Here is a 22,812-nt window from a genome sequence, read left to right on the forward strand (position 1 = left end):
TTACCGCAGCAATGGATATGTACACAATCCAGCTGTGTTGACTGTCAGGCCGTCTTCGCAGGCAAGCCAGCTCCCACATTTGGACCGTGGCGCGTCAGGTAGATAAGCGTCGACTGTCAGGCCGTCACGGGAGCAAGCTCCCTCGCCACAGGTCCAGCGTCGCCTCGAAGTTGTGTAGATACCTATGCCGCGATGAGGCCCTCGCTGTCAGCGCAATACTGGCAGGCTGGTGGTGGACTTGATCTCCGACAGCGCCACAATCGAGTTGACCTCCTGAATCCCCGGCACCATCGACAACTTCTCGAAGAAAAACCGCTCATACGCCTCGATATCCGAGGTGACGATACGCAGCAGAAAATCCACAGCCCCCATCAGCACATAACACTCCAACACTTCCGGAAACCCGCGAATCGCCTCGGTGAACTCGGTGAAATTGGAGCGACCGTGAGCGTTGAGTTTGACCTCGGCGAAAATCTGCGTGTTGAGCCCGATTTTCTTGCGGTCCAGCAGCGTGACCTGGCCGCGGATCACGCCCTCGTCCTTGAGCCGCTGAATGCGCCGCCAGCACGGCGACTGCGACAGGCCGACCTGCTCGGCAATCTGTGCGCTGGAGAGCGAGGCATCCTCTTGCAGCAAGGCCAGGATGCGGCGGTCGTAGGCGTCCAACTCACTGTGCATAAACGTACCCATTAATAGGATGATCTTGAATTGATTGAGTCGATTTATCGCCAAACAGGCTCATCTTAGATAAGAAATCTCCCGAGGCGAATGTAAAAATTCCTCCAGTCGAATTTGGAGAGTCAGCATGCACGCCGTCGAAACCGCCTACCCTGCCACCCGCGTCGATGCGTGGGCGGCCAATAGCAGCCACTGCCGGGCGCACTATCACATCGTCGCCGAGGCCGAACCGGACGTGCTGTGCCGGGTGCTGAACTACTTCGCGCTGCAATTGCTCACGCCCACCCAGGTCAGCGTGAACCGGGAAGCCGACCTGCTGAGCATCGATATCGTGATGACCGGCCTGAGCTGGCACCGCGCCCAAGTGATCGGTGAAAAGATTCGAAACCTGATCAGCGTGTGCACCCTGGAGCTGTGGTCAGCTGATTCCGAGCGGCCCCAAGCGCTGGCGGCGATGGCGCAGTAAAAACCTGCAATACACGCGCACGCCAGATCTTCAGCGGTTGGCTAGCCTGGGATTACACCCCGAGCCGCCCAGGAAAACCTGCATGCCCGTCATCGCCCACGATCACCCCTTGGAACTGCAGCAATTGTTGCCGGCGCTGGTCGAGCAAGGGCTGATCACGGCGCAGGCGGCGCAAAAGGTGGTGCCAGCGCCCGCCAGCCAGCACCCCCTGGAATGCATCGCAGCCCAGGGCCCTTGCCTGGAGACCTTGACCCAATGGCTGGCCCGGCAGGTCGGCCAGCCTTACCTGCGCATCGACCCGTTGCAGATCGACGTGGCGGCCGTGGTGCCCTTGATGTCCCACGCCTTCGCCCAGCGCCACGGCATTCTTGCAGTCGCCGTGGATGCCCACAGCGTGACGGTCGCCAGTGCCCAACCCCATATCACCGCCTGGGAAGCCGGGCTGTCTCAGGTGCTCAAACGCACGATCAAGCGCGTGGTTGCCAACCCCCAGGACATCCAACGCTGTATCAACGAGTTTTATCGCTTGGCCAAGTCCGTCAGCGGTGCGGATCAAAAGATGACGGTGCCTGGCAATGTCGACTTGCTCAGCCTCGGCGCCAGTGACAAGGAGCCGGATGCCAACGACGCGCATATCGTCAACATCGTCGACTGGCTGCTGCAATACGCCTTTGGCCAACGGGCCAGCGATATCCATATTGAGCCCGGCCGCGACCAGGGCCGGGTGCGCTTTCGCATTGATGGGCTGCTGCATGACGTCTATCAATTTCCCCCGCAGGTCACCATGGCCGTGGTCAGCCGCCTGAAAAGCCTGGGGCGCATGAACGTGGCCGAGAAACGCAAACCCCAGGATGGCCGCGTCAAGACCCGAAACCCTGCGGGTATCGAGGTGGAATTGCGGCTTTCGACCCTGCCCACGGCATTCGGCGAAAAGCTGGTGATGCGAATTTTTGACCCTCAGGTGCTGCTCAAGGATTTTGACCAGTTGGGTTTGTCCAACGCCGACCAGCAACGCTGGCACGCCATGACGCGACGCACCCACGGCATCATCCTCGTCACCGGCCCAACCGGCTCGGGCAAGACCAGCACCCTCTACACCACCCTCAGGCAACTGGCGACCCGCGAGGTCAACCTGTGCACGGTGGAAGACCCGATTGAAATGGTCGAGCCGGCCTTCAACCAGATGCAGGTCCAGCACAACATCGACCTCACGTTCGCCAGCGGCATCCGCGCCCTGCTGCGCCAGGACCCGGACATCATCATGATCGGCGAAATCCGCGACCAGGAAACCGCAGAGATGGCTATCCAGGCCGCGCTGACCGGGCATCTGGTGCTATCGACCTTGCACACCAACGACGCGCCCAGCGCCATCAGCCGCCTGCAAGAGCTGGGTATTGCTCACTATTTGATCAAAGCCACGCTCATAGGCGTGATGGCGCAGCGCTTGGTGCGGGTTCTGTGCAGCCACTGCAAGCGCCCCATGGGCCAGGAGGACGCTGGCGGCTTTGATGCTGTCGGCTGTGCGCAATGCCGTGACAGCGGTTATCGAGGCCGGGCCGGGCTGTATGAAATCATGCTCATGGACCCAGCCCTCCAGGCGCTGGTCACCCCGGGCGCGGACGTACAAGCCCTGCGCCGTGGGGCACTGGCGCAGGGCATGAGCAGCCTGCGCATGGCCGGCATCGAGAAAGTGAAGGCCGGGCTGACCACGATGACGGAGGTATTGCGGGTCACGCCAGGGGATTCAGAAACAAATCCTTTGTTTATTGGGGCATGAAACCGTCTTTATCCGTGACCAGACCGTTACAATCGGCCTAATGTCATTCACTGACACCTTCAGATAGGGAATCGCTATGCAGATCGGAACCGTACTGCTTCTTTTCGTAGGCTTGGCCATCGCCATCCTGTTCATGGGTTTCAAAGTGGTGCCCCAGGGCTACCAATGGACCGTCGAGCGTTTCGGCCGCTACACCAACACCTTGAAACCCGGCCTGAATATCATCATCCCGGTCATGGACCGCATCGGTCGCAAGATCAACGTGATGGAAAGCGTGCTGGATATCCCGCCTCAAGAAGTCATCACCGCCGACAATGCCACCGTGCAGATCGATGCCGTGTGCTTCTTCCAGGTGGTCAACACCGCCCAGGCCGCCTATGAGGTCAACAACCTCGAACATGCTATCCGCAACCTGCTGCAGACCAATATCCGCACCGTACTCGGCTCCATGGAGCTGGACGCCATGCTGAGCCAGCGTGACGGCATCAACGAAAAACTCCTGCGCACCGTGGATGAAGCCACTGCGCCATGGGGCATCAAGATCACCCGTATCGAGATCAAGGACATCAGCCCGCCCGCCGACCTGATGGCCGCCATGTCCGGCCAGATGAAAGCCGAGCGAATCAAGCGTGCACAGATCCTCGAAGCAGAGGGCCTGCGGGCGTCGGCGATCCTGACAGCGGAAGGCAAAAAGCAGGCGCAAATCCTTGAAGCCGAAGGCAGCCGCCAGGCCGCGTTCCTGGAATCCGAGGCACGTGAGCGTCAGGCTGAAGCCGAAGCGCGGGCGACACAAGTGGTGTCCGAAGCCATCGCGTCCGGCAATGTGCAGGCGGTGAACTACTTCGTCGCGCAAAAATACATCGACGCCTTGGGCAAGCTTGCGTCGGCCAACAACAGCAAGGTCATCCTGATGCCGCTAGAAGCCAGCCAAGTGATTGGCGCCGTGGGCGGTATCGGCGAAATCGTCAAGGCAACCTTCGGCAACCAGAAAGGCTGAGGCCATCACCATGTGGGACTTCCTGCTGCATTTGTCGTTCTGGGACTGGTTGGCACTGGGCACCGTGCTGTTGATTCTCGAGGTGTTCGGTGCCGGAGGCTACCTGCTGTGGATGGGTATCGCCGCCGCTGCCGTGGGCGTGATCAAGTTCCTGTTCCCACCGCTCGGGCTGGAATGGCAACTGCTGCTGTTTGCGATGTTGTCGATACTGACTGCCGTGTACTGGTGGAAACGCCAGCGCAGCAGCGCCAAGGCCAGTGATCAACCGGGGTTGAACGAGCGCGGTTCAGAGTTGGTGGGGCGCACTTTCGTGGTGCATCAAGCCATTGTGGATGGTCGCGGCAAGGTCAAAGTCGGCGATGGCGTGTGGATGGTCACCGGTGCCGACGCCCCCGTGGGCGCTCAAGTCCGCGTGGTTGGGCAGGATGGGGTGATTTTAAAGGTTGAAACTGTTTAGTCAGTGATGGAACTGGATCGGGTTAACTACAATCAAAACGTACAGATAACCCACCGGAGTCACCCATCATGCGTCTCAAATATGCTGTCGCAACCCTCGCTGTGCTTTCCCTACCTGTCGGCTCAGCCATGGCCGATAGCTTCTGGCGTAATGTCATCTCGTCGGGCGCCACCACTGGCTCGACTTACCTGACGTTCAAGGACCACAAGCTGGTGGTCGCGGCCCAGGACGACGCAGGCAGCTTCGTCGCCAGCGACGGCGGCATTCGCGGCCCGTACCTGGAAGCGGCCATGCAGAAGGTCCGCGCCGATAACCCTGGCCTTCAAGCCACCGATATGGAACTGGCTAACGCCATCCTGGCGAAGAATGCTGTCACCGAGTAATAACTGCCCTCATAAAAAATGCCGCTTTTTCAAGCGGCATTTTTTTGCCTGTTGTATGACGAATCGTTCATGCATGACAGGCTATATTCAGTCTCAGCGTGCAACCATGCCCCACTGACACGTGTATTTTTCATCGCCTACCTGAAACGGATGCCTTCTTCGTCATGAGCCAACAGCCCTTCCTGCCGTTTTCCAAACCGACCATTGATGAAGCCACCATCACGGCGGTCGGTGATGTTCTGCGTTCCGGCTGGATCACCAGCGGGCCAAAGGTGCAGGCGTTCGAAGCACAGTTGTCGGAGTATTTTGGCGGCCGTCCGGTGCGCACCTTCAACTCGGGCACCTGCACCATGGAGATCGCCTTGCGCATCGCCGGAATCGGGCCTGGGGATGAAGTCATCACCACGCCAATCTCCTGGGTTGCCACGGCCAACGTGATTCTCGAAGTCGGCGCCACTCCGGTTTTTGCCGACATCGACCCGGTGACGCGCAATATCGACCTGGCCCAGGTGGAAGCCGCCATTACCCCGCGTACCAAGGCGATCATCCCGGTCTACCTGGCCGGCTTGCCCCTGGATATGCCGATGCTCTACGCGCTGGCCAATAAGTACAACCTGCGCATTGTCGAAGATGCCGCCCAGGCCCTGGGGTCCAGCTGGGATGGGGAGCGTATCGGCGCAACCGGCGACTTCGTGTCTTTCAGCTTCCAGGCGAACAAGAACATCACGTCGTCCGAAGGCGGCTGCCTGGTGTTGAACAACGCCGAGGAGGCCCGTCTGGCCGAGAAGTACCGCCTGCAAGGCGTCACCCGCAGCGGCTTCGATGGTCTGGATGTGGATGTGCTGGGGGGCAAGTTCAACATGACCGACATTGCCGCCGCCATCGGCCTGGGGCAATTCGCGCACATCGAGAAGATCACCGCCCATCGCCAGAACCTGGCACGGCACTATTTCAAGTGCTTGGGCAGCGATTTCGAAGCCCAATACGGCGCGCAACTGCCGCCGGCCGACTTCGAAAACAGCAACTGGCACCTGTTCCAACTGGTGTTGCCAGAGCGCCAGGATGGCCTACCAGCCCGTGCGACGTTCATGGAAAAGATGCAGGCCCACGGCGTGGGTATCGGCTATCACTACCCACCGATCCACCTGCTGAGCCTGTATCGGGCACAGGGTTTCAAGGAAGGCATGTTCCCGGTGGCAGAGCGTGTTGGGCGTTTGATCGTGTCGTTGCCGATGTTCACGGCGATGACAGAGGCGGATGTGGAGCGAGCTGTAGCGGCGGTTAAAGCCGTACTGAACACTCAAGGTTGATGCAGTACAGTGTGGGAGCGGGCTTGCTCGCGAATGCGGAGTGTCAGTCAATACATCAATGACTGAACCACCGCATTCGCGAGCAAGCCCGCTCCCACATTAGCCCGCGCCTGTATTGGGGCAGGCGATTATTCGCCGATGACGGCTTTGTAGCCGGCGGCATCCAGCAACTTGTCCAAGTCGGCCTTGTCGCTTGGCTTGAGCTTGAAGATCCAGGCGCCGTACGGGTCCGAGTTCAACAGCTCAGGGCTGCCACTCAGCTCTTCGTTGACAGCAATCACTTCGCCGGCAACCGGCGAGTAGATATCCGAGGCTGCTTTCACCGACTCAACCACACCCGCCTGGCCTTGCGCTTCAAAATGGGCACCCACTTCTGCCAATTCAACAAACACCACATCACCCAAAGCTTCCTGTGCATGGTCGGAGATCCCGACGGTCACGGTGCCGTCAGCTTCCAGACGGGCCCATTCGTGACTTTCGGCAAAACGCAGGTCGGCAGGGATATTGCTCATAGTCTGTGTCCTCAAGATGAAATGTCAGCGGCCTTCGGCCTGCCGGAATTGGTTAGATCAAGGTTTTGCCATGGCGCACGAAGGTCGGCTTGACCACTCGAACCGGATACCACTTGCCGCGGATTTCCACTTCGGCCCGGTCGGCAGTCGCCGTCGGCACACGCGCCAGCGCAATGGATTTGCTTAGCGTAGGCGAGAAACTACCACTGGTGATCTCTCCTTCGCCAACATTGGCGATACGAACCACTTGGTGAGCGCGCAGCACACCCCGTTCTTCGAGGACGAGCCCCACCAGTTTGAACTGCACGCCGGCTGCTTTTTCTGCTTCCAGCGCGGCGCGGCCAATGAAGTTACGCTCCACAGGTTCCCAGGCGATGCTCCAAGCCATGTTGGCCGCCAGGGGTGAGACGGCCTGGTGAATATCCTGGCCATACAGGTTCATGCCGGCCTCCAGGCGCAAGGTGTCGCGCGCACCGAGGCCGATGGGAGAAATGCCAGCGCCTACCAGGTCGTTGAAAAAGCCTGGAGCCTGATCGGCCGGCAGCACTATTTCGAGGCCGTCTTCGCCGGTATAGCCGGTGCGGGCGATATACCAGTCGCCGTCGGCCCGGCCTTCGAACGGTTTGAGCTGATGGATCAGGATGCCACGGGACTGGGTCACCAGTTCGGCGATTTTCTGCCGGGCGTGGGGGCCTTGGATGGCGAGCATGGCCAACTCGGAGCGCTCATGCAGGTGCACTGAGTAGCTGCCCAGTTGCGCCTGCATCCAGGCCATGTCCTGATCGCGCGTGGCGGCGTTGACCACCAGGCGGTAACCGGTTTCGGTGCGGTAGACGATCATGTCATCCACCACCCCGCCCTGCTCGTTGAGCATGGCGCTGTACAACGCTCGGCCACAGCCGTGCAGTCGGTCGACATCATTGGCCAGCAGGTACTGGAGCCATTCCTTGGCCTGGGGGCCGGTGACATCGATCACGGTCATATGAGATACATCGAAGACCCCGCAGTCGCGTCGCACCTGATGGTGTTCTTCAACTTGCGAGCCGTAATGCAAAGGCATATCCCAACCGCCAAAATCGACCATTTTCGCGCCGAGGGCGAGATGCAGGTCATACAGAGGCGTACGCTGTCCCATGGGTTTCTCCTTCCGGGCTTGGCGAAGGCGCGCAGAGCTGCCACTTGCGCCGAACACCTTGTATTACAAGGCCCGCAGCCACATACAGCAGGTCGATCCGAAAGACGGAGCGCACCGAATGCCGCGCATTGTAGCCTCAAGCCGTAGGACTGGCACCTAACCGATTTGCCGAGCCGAGCGGCGGATCAGCCCGATGACCGGCAACAAGCCGACCAGCACAAGGGTCAGCGCCGGCAAAGACGCCCGCGCCCATTCGCCTTCACTGGTCATTTCAAAGATCCGCACCGCCAGGGTGTCCCAGCCAAACGGGCGCATCAGCAAGGTGGCAGGCATTTCCTTGAGCACATCCACGAACACCAGAAGCGCTGCGCTCAACGCGCCCGGCAGCAATAACGGCAGATACACTTTGCAAAACAGTCGTGGGCCGCTCACCCCAAGGCTGCGTGCCGCTTCGGGCAAAGACGGACGGATGCGCGCCAGGCTGTTTTCCAGCGGCCCGTAGGCCACCGCCAGGAACCGCACCAGGTACGCCAGCACCAGTGCCGACAGGCTGCCCAGCAGCAAAGGCTTGCCCGCCCCGCCCAGCCAGCCGGAGACCGGCACCACCAGCTCGCGGTCCAGGTAACTGAACGCCAGCATGATCGACACCGCCAGCACCGAGCCCGGCAAGGCATAGCCGACATTGGCCAGGCTGATACCGGAGCGAATCGCGCGGGTCGGCGCCAGACGATTTGCAAAGGCCAGTATCAGCGCCACGCTGACCGTGATCAGCGCTGCGATCCCGCCCAGGTAGAGGGTATGCACGATCAGCCCGGTGTAACGCTCATCCAGGTCGAAGCGGCCACGCTGCCAGAACCACGCCACCAGTTGCAGCATCGGAATCACGAATGCACAGGCGAAAACCAGACCGCACCAAGCGCTGGCCGCCACGGCCTTGAATCCGCGCAAGTGGTACAACGCCTTGCCCCGTGGGCGCTCATTGCTCGGTCGGCTGGCCCCGCGCGCGCGTCGCTCGCCATACAGCACCAGCATCACTACCAGCAGCAGCAGGCTGGCCAGTTGCGCGGCGCTGGACAGGCTGAAAAAGCCGTACCAGGTTTTATAGATAGCGGTGGTGAAGGTGTCGAAATTGAACACCGAGACCGCGCCAAAATCCGCCAGCGTCTCCATCAACGCCAGGGCCACACCGGCACCAATCGCTGGCCGCGCCATTGGTAACGCCACGCGCCAGAACGCTTGCCATGGCGATTGCCCCAGTACCCGCGCCGCTTCCATCAAGCCTTTGCCCTGGGCCAGGAACGCGCTACGCGCCAGCAGGTAGACATAGGGATAGAACACCAGCACCAGCACGATGACCACGCCGCTGGTGGAGCGCACCCGCGGCAAACGCAGCCCGGTGCCGAACCACTCGCGCAGCAGGGTTTGCACCGGCCCGGCAAAATCCAGCAGGCCCACGAACACGAAGGCCAGCACATAGGCAGGGATTGCAAAGGGCAACATCAATGCCCAATCGAGCCAGCGCCGCCCGGGGAATTCGCACAGGCTGGTCAGCCAGGCCAGGCTGACGCCCAGCAGCGTCACGCCCAGGCCGACACCGAGCACCAGGGTCAAGGTGTTGCCCAGCAAGCGGGGCATCTGAGTGTCCCAGAGGTGCGCCCAGATCTGTGGGTCGATGCTTTGCCAGGACAGCAGCAGCACGCTCAGCGGCAACAGCACCAGGGCGGCGACGCTGAAAACCGGCAGGTACCAGCGACGTTGGGCGGGGTGGGCCAAGGAAAAGCTCTCAGAAAAATAAAGATGTTGAAGCGGCCACTAACCAATGTGGGAGCTGGCTTGCCTGCGATACAAGCACCTCGGTGTATCAGTGATACCGAAGTGATGCAATCGCGGGCAAGCCAGCTCCCACAGTTAAGCGGCGCAGCTTCAGTTCCAGCCAGCGCGATCCATCAGGCGAATCGCCTCGGCCTGGCGCTTGCCTGCCACTTCCACTGGCAAGGTATCGGCCACGAACTTGCCCCAGGTCGCCACTTCCGCCGATGGCGGTACCGCCGGGTTGGCCGGGAATTCCTGGTTGACGTCGGCGAAGATCTGCTGTGCCTCAGGCGTGGTCATCCACTCCACCAGCGCCTTGGCCGCTTCCGGGTGCGGTGCGTGCTGGGTCAGGCCGATGCCAGAGAGGTTCACATGCACGCCGCGGTCGCCCTGGTTCGGCCAGAACAACTTCACTGCCAGGTCTGGCTTCTGCTTGTGCAGGCGACCGTAGTAATAGGTATTGACGATACCCACGTCGCATTGCCCGGCGTTGATGGCCTCCAGCACGGCGATGTCATCGGAGAACACGTCGGTGGAGAGGTTATTCACCCAACCCTTGATGATTTCTTCGGTCTTGGCCGCGCCATGGGTTTCGATCAACGTGGCGGTCAGCGACTGGTTGTAGACTTTTTTCGCCGTGCGCAAGCACAGACGGCCTTCCCACTGCTTGTCGGCCAGGGCTTCGTAGGTGGTCAGGTCGCCCGGCTTTACCCGGTCGGTGGAGTAGGCGATCGTCCGCGCACGCAGGCTCAAACCGGTCCAGGCGTGGGCCGATGAGCGATATTGCAGAGGAATGTTCTTGTCGATGACAGGCGAGGTGAAGGGTTGCAGGATGCCCATCTGTTCGGCCTGCCAGAGGTTGCCGGCGTCAACGGTGAGCAGCAGGTCGGCAGTGGCGTTCTCGCCCTCGGCCTTGATGCGCTGCATCAACGGGGCTTCCTTGTCGGTGATGAACTTGACCTGCACGCCGGTCTTTTTGGTGTAGGCGTCGAACACGGGCTTGATCAGCTCGTCGATACGCGAGGAGTAGACCACGACTTCGTCGGCCGCCTGCACGGTGGTGCTGCCGATCAGGGTGAGTGCCAGGGCAGTCAGGAGGCGCTTGGGTGCCAACATGGGTGCGGTCTCTCATTTGCAAATGGAGGGCAAATGATAAGGACTCACATTTGGTAACGCTCGGCGGAGGCGTTACCAGATGTTGCACAGCCAGAATATGCGCTGGAACTGACGGCCTCATCGCGGGCAAGCCCGGCTCCCACAGAGGGTTGTATTGTCAGTTCAGGGTTTGGCGAGTTCGGGGAGATCGCCAGTCAATCCCAGTGCCTGGCGCACAAACACTGCTTTGGCTTCGGGCATCTGGTCGACGATTTTCAAACCCGCGTTGCGCAACCAGCGCAGCGGCAGTTGATCGGCCTGGAACAAGCGCTCAAAGCCTTCCATCGCCGCCATCAGCGCCAGGTTATGGGGCATGCGGCGCCGCTCGTAACGGCTCAGCACTTTCACATCGGCCAGGCGCTCGCCGCGCTCGGTCGCCGCCAACAGCACTTCGGCCAGCACGGCTGCATCGAGGAAACCCAGGTTGACGCCCTGCCCCGCCAACGGGTGAATGACGTGGGCGGCGTCGCCGATCAACGCCAGGCCTTCGGCCACATAACGTTTGGCATGGCGCTGGCGCAACGGTACGCACACACGCGGGTCGGCACTGACCACAGTGCCCAAGCGCCCCTCGAAGGCACGTTCCAGTTCCCGACAGAAGCGTTCATCATCCAGCGCCATCAAGCGCTCAGCCTCCGCGGGCGTGGTCGACCAGACAATCGAGCACCAGTCTTCCTGCCCATCGCGCACCAGCGGCAGGAACGCCAACGGGCCGGTGTCGGTGAAACGTTGCCACGCGGTGCGCTGGTGCGGCTGACTGCTGCGCACGCTGGTGACGATGGCGTTGTGCAGGTAATCCCATTCGCGGGTAGGTGTACCGGTCAGGCGGCGTACGGCGGAGTTGGCACCGTCGGCGGCCACCACCAGCGGCGCGCGCAGCTTGCGGCCGTCGGCCAGGGTCAACAACCAGTCATCGCCGGATCGGCGCATCTGTTCCAGGCGCGCATTGGCCAGCAGGCCGAGGTCGCAGTCATGCAGGCGATCGAGCAAGGCATCCTGCACCACGCGGTTCTCGACGATATGCCCAAGCACCTCCGCATGCACACTGGCCGCCGAGAAGTGGATCTGCCCAGTGCCGCTGCCGTCCCATACCTGCATTTCGCCATAGGGGCTGGCACGCCGCTCTACGATGCCGTCCCACACGCCCAGGCGCTCAAGAATGCGCTGGCTGGCCGCCGACAGCGCGCTCACCCGCGGTTCAAACGCCGCAGCCGGTTCAAACGGCTTGACGCTCAACGGGCTGCCGTCGAGCAGCAGCACCTGCAGGCCACTGCCCTGCAACGCCAGCGCCAGGGCGCTTCCGACCATTCCGGCCCCGACAATCAGCACATCTGCGCGCATGTCCATATTCAAGCCTGTCTCGCTGGCGGCTTGCGCCGCACATAAAGGGTTTTGTCGACCCGCGCCACCAGGGTGCCGGAGCCGTCATGAATCTCGACCTTGAGGTGGGGCAGATATTTCTCGCCACCTGCGGTCTGGCGCCGGATTTCATCGAGCAAAGTGTCGTCGATGGAGAATTCGGCATACACCGGGCCTTTGCCCGGCGAGATGAAGTCGATACTCGCAGCCTTGTCCCACACGATGTAGTCGCGGCCCAGGTTTTCCATCAACAGCAACATGTAGAACGGATCGACCATCGAATACAGGCTGCCGCCAAATTGCGTACCGACGTAATTGCGGTTGTACCAACCCAGGCCCATGCGCACCTTGGCATGCCGGAAGTCGGCACTCAGTGCCTGCACCCGCACCCCGGCGCCGAGGTACGGCGGGTACAGGGTGAGGAACCAGCGCAACAGGCGCGCCTTGCCCACGCGTTGGGTTAGCCACTTACGCATCGGAACGCGTGCCCAGGCCCATGGCCTGACGGGCGAACCAGCGTTTGGCCGGGGGCAACAGGTCGAGGCCGAGCAAGCCCATATTGCGGCCCAGCGCCACCAATGGCTGAGCACTGCCGAACAGGCGCGTGACCTGGTCGGAGAAGCCTACGGTGAGTTGCTGGTCCAGGCGCTGACGTTCGCGATAGCCTTGCAACGTCGCCAAGTCACCCGGCACCGCCGGCCCGGCCAACAGCGCTTCGGCCAAGGCACTGGCATCGCGCAGGGACAGGTTGAACCCCTGCCCGGCAATCGGGTGCAGGCTGTGGGCGGCATTGCCGAGAACGGCCAGGTGCGAGCGCACTTGTTCTTCGGCCTCCACCAGGGTCAACGGGTACAGGTGGCGGGCGCCCACTTGCTTGAGGGTGCCCAGGCGATACCCGAACACACCCTGCAACTCGCTCAGGAAGCTACGTTCGTCAAGGTTGGCCAGGCGCTGGGCGTCCATGCCGATGCGGGTCCAGACCAGCGCGCAACGGTTGTCCGGCAGCGGCAGCAAGGCCATGGGGCCTTCATCGGTAAAGCGCTCGAACGCCTCGCCATTGTGGGCTTCGCTCGGGGTGATGTTGGCGATCAGCGCGCTCTGGTTGTAGGGCCGGGTTTTCACGCCAATGCCCAGTTGCTCACGCAAGCCGGAGCGGCCGCCATCAGCCAATACGGCAAGGTCGCATTCCAGCACGGTTTCATCGTTGAGGGTCAGGCGATAGCCATCGGGCAGCGGCTCCATGCGCGTGACTTCCGCCGGGCAGCGCCAGCTCACCACGTCCTTGTCCAAGCCTTGCCACAGGCATTGGCCGAGCCAGGCGTTTTCCACCACATAACCCAGGGCCGGCACACCCTCCTCCATCGCGGACAAGCGCGCGGTGGAGAAACGCCCACGGTCCGATACATGGATCTGCTTGATCGGCTCGGCGCGCCGGGAAATGGCTTGCCACAGGCCCAGCCGCTGGTAAATCTGGCGTGCGCCAAACGACAGCGCAGAAGAGCGCGCATCGTAGCTCGGCTGGTAGCTGTCGCCCGGTGCAAAGGGTTCGATCAGCACGATCTTCCAACCCCGCGCCTTGGCCCCGGCTTGCAATGCCAGGGCCAGGCTGGCGCCCACCAGGCCACCGCCGATAATCGCCAGGTTGACCCGGCTCATCGGGCAGCCGCCATCAACGCTTCGATCTCGGCAACGGTCTTGGGCACACCGCCGGTCAGGATTTCACAGCCTTGCTTGGTCACTACCACGTCGTCCTCGATGCGCACGCCAATGCCGCGCCATTTCTTTGCCACGTTCTGGTTGTCCGGGGAAATATAGATGCCCGGCTCCACGGTCAAGGCCATGCCCACTTCCAGCACGCGCCATTCACCGCCCACTTTGTACTCGCCCACATCATGCACATCCATGCCCAGCCAGTGGCCGGCACGGTGCATGTAAAAGGCGCGGTAGGCTTCGCTGGCGATCAGTTCGTCAACGTCACCTTGCAACAACCCCAACTTCACCAGGCCGGCGGTGATGACCTGCACGGTCGCCTCGTGGGCCTGGTTCCAATGTTTGTTCGGCGCGATCTGCTTGAATGCGGCTTCCTGGGAGGCCAGCACAATCTCGTAGATCGCCTTTTGCTCGGGCGAAAACTTGCCATTGACCGGCCAGGTACGGGTGATGTCGCTGGCGTAGCAATCGATCTCGCACCCGGCGTCGATCAGCACCAGATCGCCGTCCTTGAGCACCGCGTCATTCTGCTGGTAATGCAGGATGCAGCTGTTGCGCCCGGCGGCGACGATGGAGCCATAGGCGGGCATTTTCGCGCCGCCCTTGCGGAACTCGTAATCCAGTTCGGCTTCCAGGCTGAACTCATGCAAACCGGCACGACTGGCCTGCATCGCCCGCACATGAGCCACACAGGAAATTCGCGCCGCCTCGCGCATCACCCTCACTTCTGCCGCCGATTTATACAGGCGCATATCGTGAAGCAAATGATCCAGGGCAACGAATTCGTTCGGCGGCTGGGCGCCCAGGTGCGCTTTGGAACGGATCACGTTGATCCACTCCATCACATGCCGGTCGAACTCGGCATTGCTGCCCATGGCCGAGTACACGCGGTCGCGACCTTCGATCAGGCCGGGCAGGATGTCGTCAATATCGGTAATGGGGAATGCGTCGTCAGCGCCAAAGTCGCGGATCGCGCCCTCGGTGCCGGCACGCAGGCCGTCCCACAATTCGCGCTCGGCATTGCGCTCGCGGCAGAACAGCACGTACTCGCCGTGCTGGCGACCGGGCATCAGCACGATCACCGCTTCGGGCTCGGGGAAACCGCTCAGGTACTGGAAATCGCTGTCCTGGCGGTAGACATGCTCGACATCGCGGTTGCGGATGGCCACGGCGGCGGCCGGCAGGATCGCGATGCTGTTGGGTTCCATCTGCGCCATGAGCGCCTTGCGACGCCGGGTGTATTCCGCTTTGGGGATATGGATCATGGGCAGATGGGTGTCCTTTCTCAGTGCAGCGACGGCTTGGGTGCGACGGGCTCAGCGGACTTGCGGGTCTCGGTGAACAGCAGCAGCGGCGCGACACGCAGGTATTCCATGACTTCCATGTAGTCGCCTTCGCCGTCTTCGGATTCTTCCAGGGCATCTTGCACCTGGGAGATGGCCGCCAGGTCCTGCAGCACTTCCTTGGCGTCGGTGCTCAGCTCCAGGCCGCCGGCATTCACGCCGAAACCGTGGAGGAAACCCTGGCACCATTGGCCCAGCGCGGCAGCGCGTTCAGCCAGCGGGGCGTCGTCGGTGGGCAGCAGCAGGACCACGGTGACGTCATCACCGGTCAGCTCGCCCTTGACCATTTCTTGCAGGCCGATCAATGCGTTGCGCACATTGTCGGTGGGTTCGGTTTCCAGCAGCTCGGCCACATCGGCCAACCAGGTGTCGGCATCAAAGCCGACACCGGTGCAACTGCGGCCCAACAGCACGCCGTGCAGTTCAGCAGGCGAGCATGGATGGCCGCTGGCGCTCAGCAGTTTGGAAAAAGCATCGTACGGGGAGTTCTGAATGGGCATGGTGAGCTAGGCGCCAGACGGCGCAATGTCTAGAATGGAGCGCTGTATCCTAGCACCGGCAGACGCACCAAGACTATCGAGGGCGTCAGATCGTTTATCCTGCAGTTGCCATTCATCAGACAAATCCAGTGGAACCCAATGGAAGACACCGACCTGCAAGCGCTGATGGCCAGACTCGAACTGCTAATTGATCGGGTCGAGCAACTTAAGAGTCAAAACGGACTCCTATTAGCTCAGGAAAAGACCTGGCGCGAGGAACGCGCTCACCTCATTGAAAAAAACGAAATCGCCCGGCGTAAGGTCGAATCGATGATTTCGCGCCTGAAGGCCCTGGAGCAAGACTCATGAGTTCAAGCAATAGCGTTACCGTGCAGATCCTCGACAAAGAATATTCGATCATCTGCCCTCAGGAAGAACGCAGCAACCTGGTGAGCGCTGCCCGCTACCTGGATGGCAAGATGCGCGAAATCCGCAGCAGCGGCAAAGTGATCGGCGCCGACCGCATCGCCGTGATGGCCGCGCTGAATATCACCCACGACCTGCTGCATAAGCAGGAGCGCCCTGACGTACAGGCCAGCGGCTCGACGCGCGAGCAGGTGCGTGACCTGCTCGATCGCGTGGATCTGGTGCTTTCCACCGATTCAGACACACCCAAGGGCTGATTGCCGAGCAGGTTTAAGGTATACTCGCCCCACTCCCTGGCGTGTTTGCCAGTCGGCGATGTCCCTGAGCCGATTCGCACTACCCTGGAAGTTGCACGTTGGGCTGGTGTGCATGTCCGCTAGACGGAAAGCCTTAAAGCCTACTGCTTCTTCCACCTTGAACTTTCGGGTTCAAGGGCTAAGTCGACAGCGGCTCTGTCGGGGAGCCTGAATTCCCAAACTCAATGCCAGTCCCCGGACTGGCATTGTTTTATGAGCCGAAATCATGACCGAACCTGCGCCGCTATCTCGTCCGCACCTTCGACGCATGTTGCGCAAGGCCCGCCGCGCCCTCACGCCAAGCGAGCAGCGCCAGGCCGCTCACGGCCTGTACCGGCAACTGGCACAGCACCCGCTGTTTCGCCGGGCCAAACATATCTCTTTATATCTGCCTACAGACGGTGAAATCGATCCGCGCCTGCTGCTGCGTGCAGCCCAGCGCCGCGGCAAAGCCACTTACCTGCCGGTGCTCAGCGCCTGGCCGCGCACCAAGATGGTGTTCCAGCGCGTACGCCCTGGGGATAAGTTGCTGCCCAACCGCTTTCGCATCCTTGAACCACGGGTCAATGCCCATCGCCAACGCCAAGTCTGGGCGCTGGACCTGGTGTTGTTGCCGTTGGTGGGGTTCGATGATGTGGGTGGGCGCCTGGGCATGGGCGGCGGGTTTTACGACCGCAGCCTGGCCTATCTTTCTCGGCGCCAGAGCTGGCGCAAGCCAACGCTGCTAGGGCTGGCCCATGAATGCCAGAAAGTCGGACGCCTGGCGCAGGCCAGCTGGGATGTGCCGTTGGCGGGGACGGTCACCGATAAGCAGTGGTATGTCGCACAAACGCCGCTGGAAACAGCGGCGCCTTAGTGAATGCTTGAGTTAACGCTTGAACGGTTGTGGCTGCTGCTGAGCCAGTTCAACCGGTGCATCGGTCTTGTTCGACCACAGGCTTTGGGCATAACCGGTGGTCACGACGCCCAGACCAAACAAAATAACCAAAATCCATAGTAAATCCGGCTTACGTTGCATCGATTGCCCCCCTTTCAGGCACCTCGTACACGATGACAACAACGTTCCAAAGTAGTCCGTTGCAGCTGCGTCAAGCTTAAAAGCGCGCATTCTGCGGTAACGTGAACCAACACGCAAACCTTGACGCCAACCGACTGTCGGTTTGTCATGCAATTGCCCGACAACTTGCCCAATGCCTTTTTCAGGAGCCCCAAAATGGCCTACTGGCTGATGAAATCCGAGCCCGACGAACTCTCCATCAACGGCCTGGAAAAGCTCGGCGAAGCGCGCTGGGACGGCGTACGCAACTATCAGGCCCGCAACTTTTTGCGCGCCATGGCCGTGGGCGACGAGTTTTTCTTTTACCACTCCAGTTGCCCGGAGCCAGGGATTGCCGGCATCGGCAAAATCATTCAGGCCGCCTACCCGGACCCCACTGCGCTGGAACCAGAAAGCCACTATTTCGACGCCAAGGCCACGCCGGAGAAAAACCCGTGGAGTGCGATCGATGTCGCCCATGTGCAGACCTTCCCCAAGGTGCTGGGCCTGGGCTATCTAAAGCAACAAACCGCACTGGCTGAAATGCCGCTGGTGCAGAAGGGCAGCCGGCTTTCTGTCATGGCGGTCACACCGGAGCAGTGGGCAGCGGTCCTTCATCTGCTTTAACTGGCCCCGGCTTCTTGTAGGAGCGAGCTTGCTCGCGAAAAACTCACAGGCTCCGCGTTTACTCAGGAAGCACGCGTTATCGTTGACGTTTTTCGCGAGCAAGCTCGCTCTTACTGGATGATCAGGTTGTTGAACAGCAGGTCTTCCACCACCGGCTTGCCGGTTTCATCGTTCATCACCTGCTGCGTTTGCTTCAACGCCTCTTGGCGCAGCTTTTCCTTGCCTTCCACACTGCTCATGGTCTCGTTGGTCTGCTGGGTAAACAGCGCCACCAGTTGGTTACGAATCAACGGATCGTTAGCCTTGACCAACTTCGCCGCTTCATCACCGGTCACGCGCAGCGCAATGTCGGCCTTGTAGACCTTGAGCTTGGCGGTGCCATCCAGGCCGTAATTGCCCACGAACGGCGGGCTCAGGCTGATATAGCTGACCTTCGGCGCCTCGCCCTCTTTGGCCTCTTCGGCCTGGGCTGCCATCGGCAAGGTCAGGGCCAGCATCAACAGGATCCACGCTTTCACAGTTCACTCCTCGAATTCGGTTGCCGGGTAGCATAACGCTAGCAAGGCTGAGCACAAGCTTATGGGGGCTTATCAGGCGTGGGCATGCTCGTTGACCCACGGGCGTACCCTCCTACACTTATCGGCCACGACGCCAAAAGGAATAGTCCGATGAAAGCTGTGCTGTGCAAAGCCTTCGGCCCCGCCGAAACCCTGGTGCTGGAAGAGATCGCCAGCCCGGCGATCAAGAAGAACGAAATCCTGTTGGACGTGCATGCGGCCGGGGTGAATTTCCCGGACACGCTGATCATCGAAGGCAAATACCAGTTCAAGCCGCCCTTTCCGTTCTCACCCGGTGGCGAAGCGGCAGGCGTGGTCAGCGAGGTGGGTGAGAAAGTCAGCCACCTGAAAGCCGGTGACCGCGTGATGGCCCTGACCGGCTGGGGCAGCTTTGCCGAGCAGGTCGCGGTGCCCGGCTATAACGTGCTGCCGATCCCGCCGAGCATGGATTTCAACACCGCCGCCGCCTTCAGCATGACCTACGGCACCTCCATGCATGCGCTGAAACAACGCGCCACCCTGCAACCCGGCGAGACCCTGCTGGTGCTTGGCGCGTCCGGCGGCGTGGGCCTAGCTGCGGTAGAGATCGGCAAGGCCATGGGCGCCCGGGTGATTGCTGCTGCCAGCAGCGCCGATAAACTTGCAGTGGCCAAGGCCGCCGGCGCCGATGAGCTGATCAACTACAGCGAAGCCAACCTCAAGGATGAGGTCAAGCGCCTGACCGATGGCAACGGCGCCGATGTTATCTACGACCCAGTGGGTGGTGACCTGTTTGACCAGGCCATTCGTTCGATCGCCTGGAACGGTCGGCTGTTGGTAGTGGGTTTCGCCAGCGGGCGTATTCCTGAACTGCCAGTGAACCTGGCGTTGCTCAAGGGCGCAGCGGTGGTCGGGGTGTTCTGGGGCTCGTTTGCCCAACGCCAGCCACAGGACAATGCGGCGAATTTCCAGCAATTATTCACCTGGTATGGCGAGGGCAAGCTCAAGCCTTTGGTGTCGCAGGTGTATCCGCTGGAACAGGCGGCACAGGCGATCAATGACCTGGGACAGCGCAAGGCGGTGGGTAAAATAGTTGTCCAAACCCGATAACACACCTGAAATGCAATCCATGTGGGAGCTGGCTTGCCTGCGATAGCGGTGGGTCAGCTGCTGCAAATGAACCTGAAAGACCGCCATCGCAGGCAGGCCAGCTCCCACAGTGGTTACTCAGTGGTCTTAGGACCTAATCACGCCCACAACTTATCTATTAGCGACATGTTCGTAAAAGAACATGCAATTGCTCTTGTTTCCTGTGTTTGCGGATAAGAGGCGATGCTATTTTCGGTAACGAAACTGTAACATTCGCATCCGCAGTCAAAACAAGAAATTTGGAGCTCTTGAATGTTTGCTTTCTTTCGACCTGCCGCACACCAGGCGCCCCTGCCTGAAGAAAAAATAGACAGTACCTACCGACGACTGCGCTGGCAGATCTTCGCGGGTATTTTCTTTGGTTACGCCGGCTACTACCTGCTGCGTAAAAACTTCTCCCTAGCCATGCCTTATCTGATCGACGAGGGTTACACCCGTGGCGAACTGGGCCTGGCGATGTCGGCGATTGCGATTGCCTACGGCTTGTCCAAATTCCTGATGGGCCTGGTGTCCGACCGCTCCAACCCACGCTATTTCCTGCCCTTCGGCCTGCTGGTTTCGGCGGGGGTGATGTTCATTTTCGGTTTCGCACCTTGGGCAACGTCCAGCGTGACCATGATGTTCATTTTGCTGTTCATCAACGGCTGGGCCCAGGGCATGGGCTGGCCGCCAAGTGGGCGGACCATGGTGCACTGGTGGTCGCAGAAAGAACGCGGCGGCGTGGTGTCCGTGTGGAACGTTGCGCATAACGTCGGCGGTGGCTTGATCGGCCCGCTGTTCCTGCTGGGCATGGCGTGGTTCAACGACTGGCATGCAGCGTTCTACGTGCCGGCCACCGTGGCCCTGGCAGTGGCGGCGTTTGCCTTCATCACCATGCGCGACACCCCGCAATCGGTGGGGCTGCCGCCTATCGAGAAATACAAGAACGACTACCCAGAAGGCTACGACGCCAGCCACGAAGACGAATTCAGCGCCAAGGAAATCTTCGTCAAATACGTGCTGCGCAACAAAATGCTCTGGTACATCGCCTTCGCCAACGTGTTTGTCTATCTGCTGCGTTATGGCGTACTGGACTGGGCGCCCACCTATTTGAAAGAAGCCAAGCACTTCACGGTCGATAAGTCGTCCTGGGCGTACTTCTTCTACGAGTGGGCGGGTATTCCGGGCACGCTGCTGTGCGGCTGGATGTCGGACAAGATCTTCCGTGGCAACCGCGGCCTGACCGGCATCGTGTTCATGGCCCTGGTAACAGTGGCAACCCTGGTTTACTGGCTCAACCCGCCGGGCAACCCGATGATCGACATGATTGCGCTGTTCTCCATCGGCTTCCTGATCTACGGCCCGGTGATGCTGATCGGCCTGCAGGCGCTGGAGCTGGCACCGAAGAAAGCCGCCGGCACCGCAGCAGGCTTCACCGGCTTGTTCGGTTACCTGGGCGGTTCGGTAGCGGCCAGTGCGGCCATGGGCTACACAGTTGACCACTTCGGCTGGGACGGTGGTTTCGTACTGCTGATTGGCGCCTGCGTACTGGCGATCGCGTTCCTGATCCCTACGCTGTGGCACACCAATAGTGTCAGCTCGGCGCGCTAACCGCCCGGGCAATCCTTGGCACAACGCTTGAGCCGCGCCTCCAGGTTTTTATCTGGCATGGCGTGGCTACGCAGGGCGTTCACGGTCTGCTCGACATAATCGCGAGTGGTGCCGTAACGCCCGCAAGCGCTTTGCAGTACATGGTTAAGCACGATATCGGGCAAGTTGCCGGCATAGCTGGGCAAATGCCGCTCCAACACAAACCCCAACGCCTGCACGGTACTGCCATCTTGCAATCGGCAGCTGAGCCAGTGCGGCCGGTAAGAGGGGTAAGGCATCTCGCGCTGCCACAGAGCATACAGCGAGGCCTCCAACTGGTCTTCCGGCAAACGGTAAGCAAACCCGCTGCAGGAACCCCCGCGATCCAGCCCGAACACCAAACCCGGCAACTCCGGCGTACCCCGATGCTCATGGGACCACAGGTACAAGCCCCGGTGATAACCGTGGACCCGCGCCCGTACGCGTTCGGTGGATGAACATTCAGGGCGCCAGATCAGCGAACCATAAGCAAATAGCCACACCGGCCCACCCTTATGCCGAGCCATGGTGGCTTGCATCGAGCTCATTAACTGTTCGTGGGTGAGTTGCGGCCCAAGATCGAGTCGCGGAGGGTAAGCCAATTGCAGAAGATCGGTTTCAATGACGGTCATGGCGAAATGCGGTGCGCCTCCTGTGTGTTACCAGCTGTAAGCGACTTTACCGTAATAAAACGCAGCGCTGTAACCGTACGGCGAAAAAGTCCCACTGGGCATAATCAACGCCCACCACTCGTCAGGATCTGCACGGTTAATCCCGCTACTGTCAGCCCCGGTTCAGCCTGGGCGGGCGCCAAGCCGTCAAAATAGCGCGCACACAACGACCCACTTAGCCGTTCATCACATCGACTATCGAGGTCGCCCCATGAAAAAATTTCGATTGCCTGGGCTGTTGTTCCTGGCCCAAGCCACCACCGCTCTGGCGAGCGAAACCCCACCTGCCAACGACGACAAAGGCTTCTGGTACGCCCAGACCAGCGTCTACACCCGGCACTTCGCACCCGACCCTGAGCACAACAACAAGCAGGACTTGATCGGCCTGGAACGCAACGAGGCATCGGGCCTGCTGTACGGTGGGGTGACCTTTCGTAACTCGTTCCGCCAGCGCTCGTACTACGCCTATGTGGGCAAGCGCTATGACATGGCCGACTATCCGGTGTATGCAAAATTGACCGGCGGGCTGCTCCAGGGCTATCGCGGCGAGTACCGCGACAAGATCCCGTTGAACCGATTCGGCGTGGCGCCGGTGATTATTCCATCGGTGGGCACGCATTACGGGCCAGTGGCGGCTGAGCTGGTATTGCTCGGGTTCAACGCGGCAATGGTGACGACTGGAGTGCGCTTCTGACACAGCACGGTCCCGGCTGGAAGCTGGCTTGCCTGCGATAGCGGTGCGCCAGTCATCAAATGAGGCGCTGACCCACCGCTATCGCAGCATAGGTATCTACACAACTTCGTGGGTTTTAACATCAGACGGTAACCACGATGCGAAGCGAGCCGCTCTTGATCTTGCTCTTGACCTGCTTTTGATCTTAGGCGCCCCG

General features: G+C 60.8%; 26 protein-coding genes and 1 other RNA gene. 14 read left to right on the forward strand and 13 right to left on the reverse strand.

Going from position 1 to position 22,812, the window contains the following annotated elements; translation table 11 throughout:
* Nucleotides 1-207: 207 nt before the first annotated feature.
* Entirely contained in the window at nt 208-678 is a 471-nt protein-coding gene (locus tag A7K61_RS24420; protein WP_069558544.1) for an Lrp/AsnC family transcriptional regulator, read from the reverse strand.
* A gap of 127 nt (nt 679-805) precedes the next feature.
* Between A7K61_RS24420 and A7K61_RS24425 the strand changes: the two genes are divergently transcribed.
* From A7K61_RS24425 to A7K61_RS24450, 6 genes are all read left to right on the forward strand, one after another.
* Complete coding sequence (locus tag A7K61_RS24425) at nt 806-1,144, forward strand: hypothetical protein (RefSeq protein ID WP_044269712.1); 339 nt, start codon at nt 806-808, stop codon at nt 1,142-1,144.
* 82 nt (nt 1,145-1,226) lie between these two features.
* The gene (locus tag A7K61_RS24430; RefSeq protein ID WP_047712036.1) at nt 1,227-2,921 is read left to right on the forward strand and encodes a GspE/PulE family protein; all 1,695 of its coding nucleotides are present in this window, start codon (nt 1,227-1,229) and stop codon (nt 2,919-2,921) included.
* Nucleotides 2,922-2,997: 76 nt separating this feature from the next.
* On the forward strand, nt 2,998-3,918 hold the full coding sequence (locus A7K61_RS24435) for an SPFH domain-containing protein (protein ID WP_003195285.1): 921 nt from the start codon (nt 2,998-3,000) through the stop codon (nt 3,916-3,918).
* A gap of 10 nt (nt 3,919-3,928) precedes the next feature.
* Nucleotides 3,929-4,375 carry an NfeD family protein gene (locus tag A7K61_RS24440; protein WP_044269716.1) on the forward strand — a complete coding sequence of 149 codons (447 nt, stop codon included), beginning with the start codon at nt 3,929-3,931 and terminating at the stop codon, nt 4,373-4,375.
* A gap of 68 nt (nt 4,376-4,443) precedes the next feature.
* Nucleotides 4,444-4,758 carry a DUF2388 domain-containing protein gene (locus A7K61_RS24445; protein ID WP_003176799.1) on the forward strand — a complete coding sequence of 105 codons (315 nt, stop codon included), beginning with the start codon at nt 4,444-4,446 and terminating at the stop codon, nt 4,756-4,758.
* A gap of 164 nt (nt 4,759-4,922) precedes the next feature.
* A complete protein-coding gene (locus tag A7K61_RS24450) occupies nt 4,923-6,068 on the forward strand; it encodes a DegT/DnrJ/EryC1/StrS aminotransferase family protein (RefSeq protein ID WP_044269718.1) in 1,146 nt (381 codons plus the stop codon).
* Nucleotides 6,069-6,196: 128 nt separating this feature from the next.
* Here A7K61_RS24450 and gcvH read toward each other — a convergent pair whose 3' ends face one another.
* The 9 genes from gcvH to A7K61_RS24495 form a co-directional block, all read right to left on the reverse strand.
* Nucleotides 6,197-6,580, reverse strand: a complete 384-nt coding sequence (gene gcvH, locus A7K61_RS24455) for a glycine cleavage system protein GcvH (protein WP_047712037.1) — start codon at nt 6,578-6,580, stop codon at nt 6,197-6,199.
* A 52-nt stretch (nt 6,581-6,632) separates the two neighbouring features.
* On the reverse strand, nt 6,633-7,715 hold the full coding sequence (gcvT, locus tag A7K61_RS24460; protein WP_044269722.1) for a glycine cleavage system aminomethyltransferase GcvT: 1,083 nt from the start codon (nt 7,713-7,715) through the stop codon (nt 6,633-6,635).
* Nucleotides 7,716-7,871: 156 nt separating this feature from the next.
* Entirely contained in the window at nt 7,872-9,488 is a 1,617-nt protein-coding gene (locus A7K61_RS24465; RefSeq protein WP_047712038.1) for an iron ABC transporter permease, read from the reverse strand.
* 150 nt (nt 9,489-9,638) lie between these two features.
* The gene (locus A7K61_RS24470; RefSeq protein ID WP_047712039.1) at nt 9,639-10,643 is read right to left on the reverse strand and encodes an extracellular solute-binding protein; all 1,005 of its coding nucleotides are present in this window, start codon (nt 10,641-10,643) and stop codon (nt 9,639-9,641) included.
* A 162-nt stretch (nt 10,644-10,805) separates the two neighbouring features.
* Nucleotides 10,806-12,023 (reverse strand): 2-octaprenyl-3-methyl-6-methoxy-1,4-benzoquinol hydroxylase, encoded by a 1,218-nt coding sequence (locus tag A7K61_RS24475; protein WP_171905491.1) that lies wholly within the window; start codon nt 12,021-12,023, stop codon nt 10,806-10,808.
* Between the two features lie 8 nt (nt 12,024-12,031).
* A complete protein-coding gene (locus A7K61_RS24480; protein ID WP_060763919.1) occupies nt 12,032-12,517 on the reverse strand; it encodes a DUF4442 domain-containing protein in 486 nt (161 codons plus the stop codon).
* On the reverse strand, nt 12,510-13,697 hold the full coding sequence (ubiH, locus tag A7K61_RS24485; RefSeq protein WP_069558540.1) for a 2-octaprenyl-6-methoxyphenyl hydroxylase: 1,188 nt from the start codon (nt 13,695-13,697) through the stop codon (nt 12,510-12,512). Before ubiH ends, A7K61_RS24480 begins: the two co-directional genes overlap by 8 nt.
* Nucleotides 13,694-15,016 (reverse strand): Xaa-Pro aminopeptidase, encoded by a 1,323-nt coding sequence (gene pepP / locus A7K61_RS24490; protein ID WP_044269731.1) that lies wholly within the window; start codon nt 15,014-15,016, stop codon nt 13,694-13,696. Before pepP ends, ubiH begins: the two co-directional genes overlap by 4 nt.
* A gap of 20 nt (nt 15,017-15,036) precedes the next feature.
* Entirely contained in the window at nt 15,037-15,594 is a 558-nt protein-coding gene (locus A7K61_RS24495) for a YecA family protein (RefSeq protein ID WP_047712042.1), read from the reverse strand.
* Between the two features lie 138 nt (nt 15,595-15,732).
* On the opposite strand from A7K61_RS24495, the gene A7K61_RS24500 reads away from it, so the two are divergent.
* From A7K61_RS24500 to A7K61_RS24515, 4 genes are all read left to right on the forward strand, one after another.
* Nucleotides 15,733-15,942, forward strand: coding sequence for a TIGR02449 family protein (locus tag A7K61_RS24500; RefSeq protein WP_003177365.1), 210 nt, complete (start codon nt 15,733-15,735; stop codon nt 15,940-15,942).
* Nucleotides 15,939-16,256 (forward strand): cell division protein ZapA, encoded by a 318-nt coding sequence (locus A7K61_RS24505; protein ID WP_014720410.1) that lies wholly within the window; start codon nt 15,939-15,941, stop codon nt 16,254-16,256. The genes A7K61_RS24500 and A7K61_RS24505 overlap by 4 nt, the downstream gene beginning before the upstream one ends.
* Before the next feature lie 30 nt (nt 16,257-16,286).
* Nucleotides 16,287-16,465, forward strand: a non-coding RNA gene (gene ssrS / locus A7K61_RS24510) — 6S RNA.
* Nucleotides 16,466-16,521: 56 nt separating this feature from the next.
* Entirely contained in the window at nt 16,522-17,151 is a 630-nt protein-coding gene (locus A7K61_RS24515) for a 5-formyltetrahydrofolate cyclo-ligase (protein WP_069558541.1), read from the forward strand.
* A gap of 12 nt (nt 17,152-17,163) precedes the next feature.
* Here A7K61_RS24515 and A7K61_RS33235 read toward each other — a convergent pair whose 3' ends face one another.
* Nucleotides 17,164-17,313: a hypothetical protein gene (locus A7K61_RS33235; protein ID WP_010207387.1), complete on the reverse strand. Its 150-nt coding sequence runs from the start codon at nt 17,311-17,313 to the stop codon at nt 17,164-17,166.
* A gap of 195 nt (nt 17,314-17,508) precedes the next feature.
* Here A7K61_RS33235 and A7K61_RS24520 point away from each other — a divergent pair, with 195 nt between their 5' ends.
* Entirely contained in the window at nt 17,509-17,958 is a 450-nt protein-coding gene (locus tag A7K61_RS24520) for an EVE domain-containing protein (protein ID WP_044269738.1), read from the forward strand.
* 110 nt (nt 17,959-18,068) lie between these two features.
* Here A7K61_RS24520 and A7K61_RS24525 read toward each other — a convergent pair whose 3' ends face one another.
* Nucleotides 18,069-18,476: a flagellar basal body-associated protein FliL gene (locus A7K61_RS24525; RefSeq protein ID WP_014720413.1), complete on the reverse strand. Its 408-nt coding sequence runs from the start codon at nt 18,474-18,476 to the stop codon at nt 18,069-18,071.
* Between the two features lie 150 nt (nt 18,477-18,626).
* On the opposite strand from A7K61_RS24525, the gene A7K61_RS24530 reads away from it, so the two are divergent.
* Together A7K61_RS24530 and glpT are read left to right on the forward strand one after the other, a co-directional pair.
* Complete coding sequence (locus A7K61_RS24530; protein ID WP_069558542.1) at nt 18,627-19,604, forward strand: NADPH:quinone oxidoreductase family protein; 978 nt, start codon at nt 18,627-18,629, stop codon at nt 19,602-19,604.
* Nucleotides 19,605-19,895: 291 nt separating this feature from the next.
* Nucleotides 19,896-21,233, forward strand: a complete 1,338-nt coding sequence (gene glpT / locus A7K61_RS24535; RefSeq protein WP_032878817.1) for a glycerol-3-phosphate transporter — start codon at nt 19,896-19,898, stop codon at nt 21,231-21,233.
* On the opposite strand, the gene A7K61_RS24540 is transcribed toward glpT, so the two are convergent.
* On the reverse strand, nt 21,230-21,883 hold the full coding sequence (locus A7K61_RS24540) for a gamma-glutamylcyclotransferase (protein ID WP_032894602.1): 654 nt from the start codon (nt 21,881-21,883) through the stop codon (nt 21,230-21,232). The genes glpT and A7K61_RS24540 overlap by 4 nt on opposite strands.
* Before the next feature lie 250 nt (nt 21,884-22,133).
* Between A7K61_RS24540 and A7K61_RS24545 the strand changes: the two genes are divergently transcribed.
* The gene (locus tag A7K61_RS24545; RefSeq protein WP_069558543.1) at nt 22,134-22,616 is read left to right on the forward strand and encodes a sn-glycerol-3-phosphate transporter; all 483 of its coding nucleotides are present in this window, start codon (nt 22,134-22,136) and stop codon (nt 22,614-22,616) included.
* Nucleotides 22,617-22,812 lie beyond the last annotated feature (196 nt).

Source organism: Pseudomonas sp. AP42 (assembly GCF_001728935.1).
In the GTDB taxonomy this organism is placed as follows: domain Bacteria; phylum Pseudomonadota; class Gammaproteobacteria; order Pseudomonadales; family Pseudomonadaceae; genus Aquipseudomonas; species Aquipseudomonas lactis.

Coding starts and splice junctions, on each gene's coding strand:
- A7K61_RS24450 (WP_044269718.1), top strand. CDS start 4,923: ATGAGCCAACAGCCCTTCCTGCCGTTTTCCAAACCGACCATTGATGAA.
- pepP (WP_044269731.1), bottom strand. CDS start 15,016: ATGATCCATATCCCCAAAGCGGAATACACCCGGCGTCGCAAGGCGCTC.
- ubiH (WP_069558540.1), bottom strand. CDS start 13,697: ATGAGCCGGGTCAACCTGGCGATTATCGGCGGTGGCCTGGTGGGCGCC.
- A7K61_RS24475 (WP_171905491.1), bottom strand. CDS start 12,023: ATGCGCGCAGATGTGCTGATTGTCGGGGCCGGAATGGTCGGAAGCGCC.
- A7K61_RS24540 (WP_032894602.1), bottom strand. CDS start 21,883: ATGACCGTCATTGAAACCGATCTTCTGCAATTGGCTTACCCTCCGCGA.
- A7K61_RS24545 (WP_069558543.1), top strand. CDS start 22,134: ATGAAAAAATTTCGATTGCCTGGGCTGTTGTTCCTGGCCCAAGCCACC.
- A7K61_RS24420 (WP_069558544.1), bottom strand. CDS start 678: ATGCACAGTGAGTTGGACGCCTACGACCGCCGCATCCTGGCCTTGCTG.
- gcvT (WP_044269722.1), bottom strand. CDS start 7,715: ATGGGACAGCGTACGCCTCTGTATGACCTGCATCTCGCCCTCGGCGCG.
- A7K61_RS33235 (WP_010207387.1), bottom strand. CDS start 17,313: ATGCAACGTAAGCCGGATTTACTATGGATTTTGGTTATTTTGTTTGGT.
- A7K61_RS24430 (WP_047712036.1), top strand. CDS start 1,227: ATGCCCGTCATCGCCCACGATCACCCCTTGGAACTGCAGCAATTGTTG.
- A7K61_RS24495 (WP_047712042.1), bottom strand. CDS start 15,594: ATGCCCATTCAGAACTCCCCGTACGATGCTTTTTCCAAACTGCTGAGC.
- A7K61_RS24440 (WP_044269716.1), top strand. CDS start 3,929: ATGTGGGACTTCCTGCTGCATTTGTCGTTCTGGGACTGGTTGGCACTG.
- A7K61_RS24515 (WP_069558541.1), top strand. CDS start 16,522: ATGACCGAACCTGCGCCGCTATCTCGTCCGCACCTTCGACGCATGTTG.
- A7K61_RS24435 (WP_003195285.1), top strand. CDS start 2,998: ATGCAGATCGGAACCGTACTGCTTCTTTTCGTAGGCTTGGCCATCGCC.
- A7K61_RS24505 (WP_014720410.1), top strand. CDS start 15,939: ATGAGTTCAAGCAATAGCGTTACCGTGCAGATCCTCGACAAAGAATAT.
- gcvH (WP_047712037.1), bottom strand. CDS start 6,580: ATGAGCAATATCCCTGCCGACCTGCGTTTTGCCGAAAGTCACGAATGG.
- A7K61_RS24425 (WP_044269712.1), top strand. CDS start 806: ATGCACGCCGTCGAAACCGCCTACCCTGCCACCCGCGTCGATGCGTGG.
- A7K61_RS24445 (WP_003176799.1), top strand. CDS start 4,444: ATGCGTCTCAAATATGCTGTCGCAACCCTCGCTGTGCTTTCCCTACCT.
- A7K61_RS24480 (WP_060763919.1), bottom strand. CDS start 12,517: ATGCGTAAGTGGCTAACCCAACGCGTGGGCAAGGCGCGCCTGTTGCGC.
- A7K61_RS24520 (WP_044269738.1), top strand. CDS start 17,509: ATGGCCTACTGGCTGATGAAATCCGAGCCCGACGAACTCTCCATCAAC.
- A7K61_RS24500 (WP_003177365.1), top strand. CDS start 15,733: ATGGAAGACACCGACCTGCAAGCGCTGATGGCCAGACTCGAACTGCTA.
- glpT (WP_032878817.1), top strand. CDS start 19,896: ATGTTTGCTTTCTTTCGACCTGCCGCACACCAGGCGCCCCTGCCTGAA.
- A7K61_RS24470 (WP_047712039.1), bottom strand. CDS start 10,643: ATGTTGGCACCCAAGCGCCTCCTGACTGCCCTGGCACTCACCCTGATC.
- A7K61_RS24530 (WP_069558542.1), top strand. CDS start 18,627: ATGAAAGCTGTGCTGTGCAAAGCCTTCGGCCCCGCCGAAACCCTGGTG.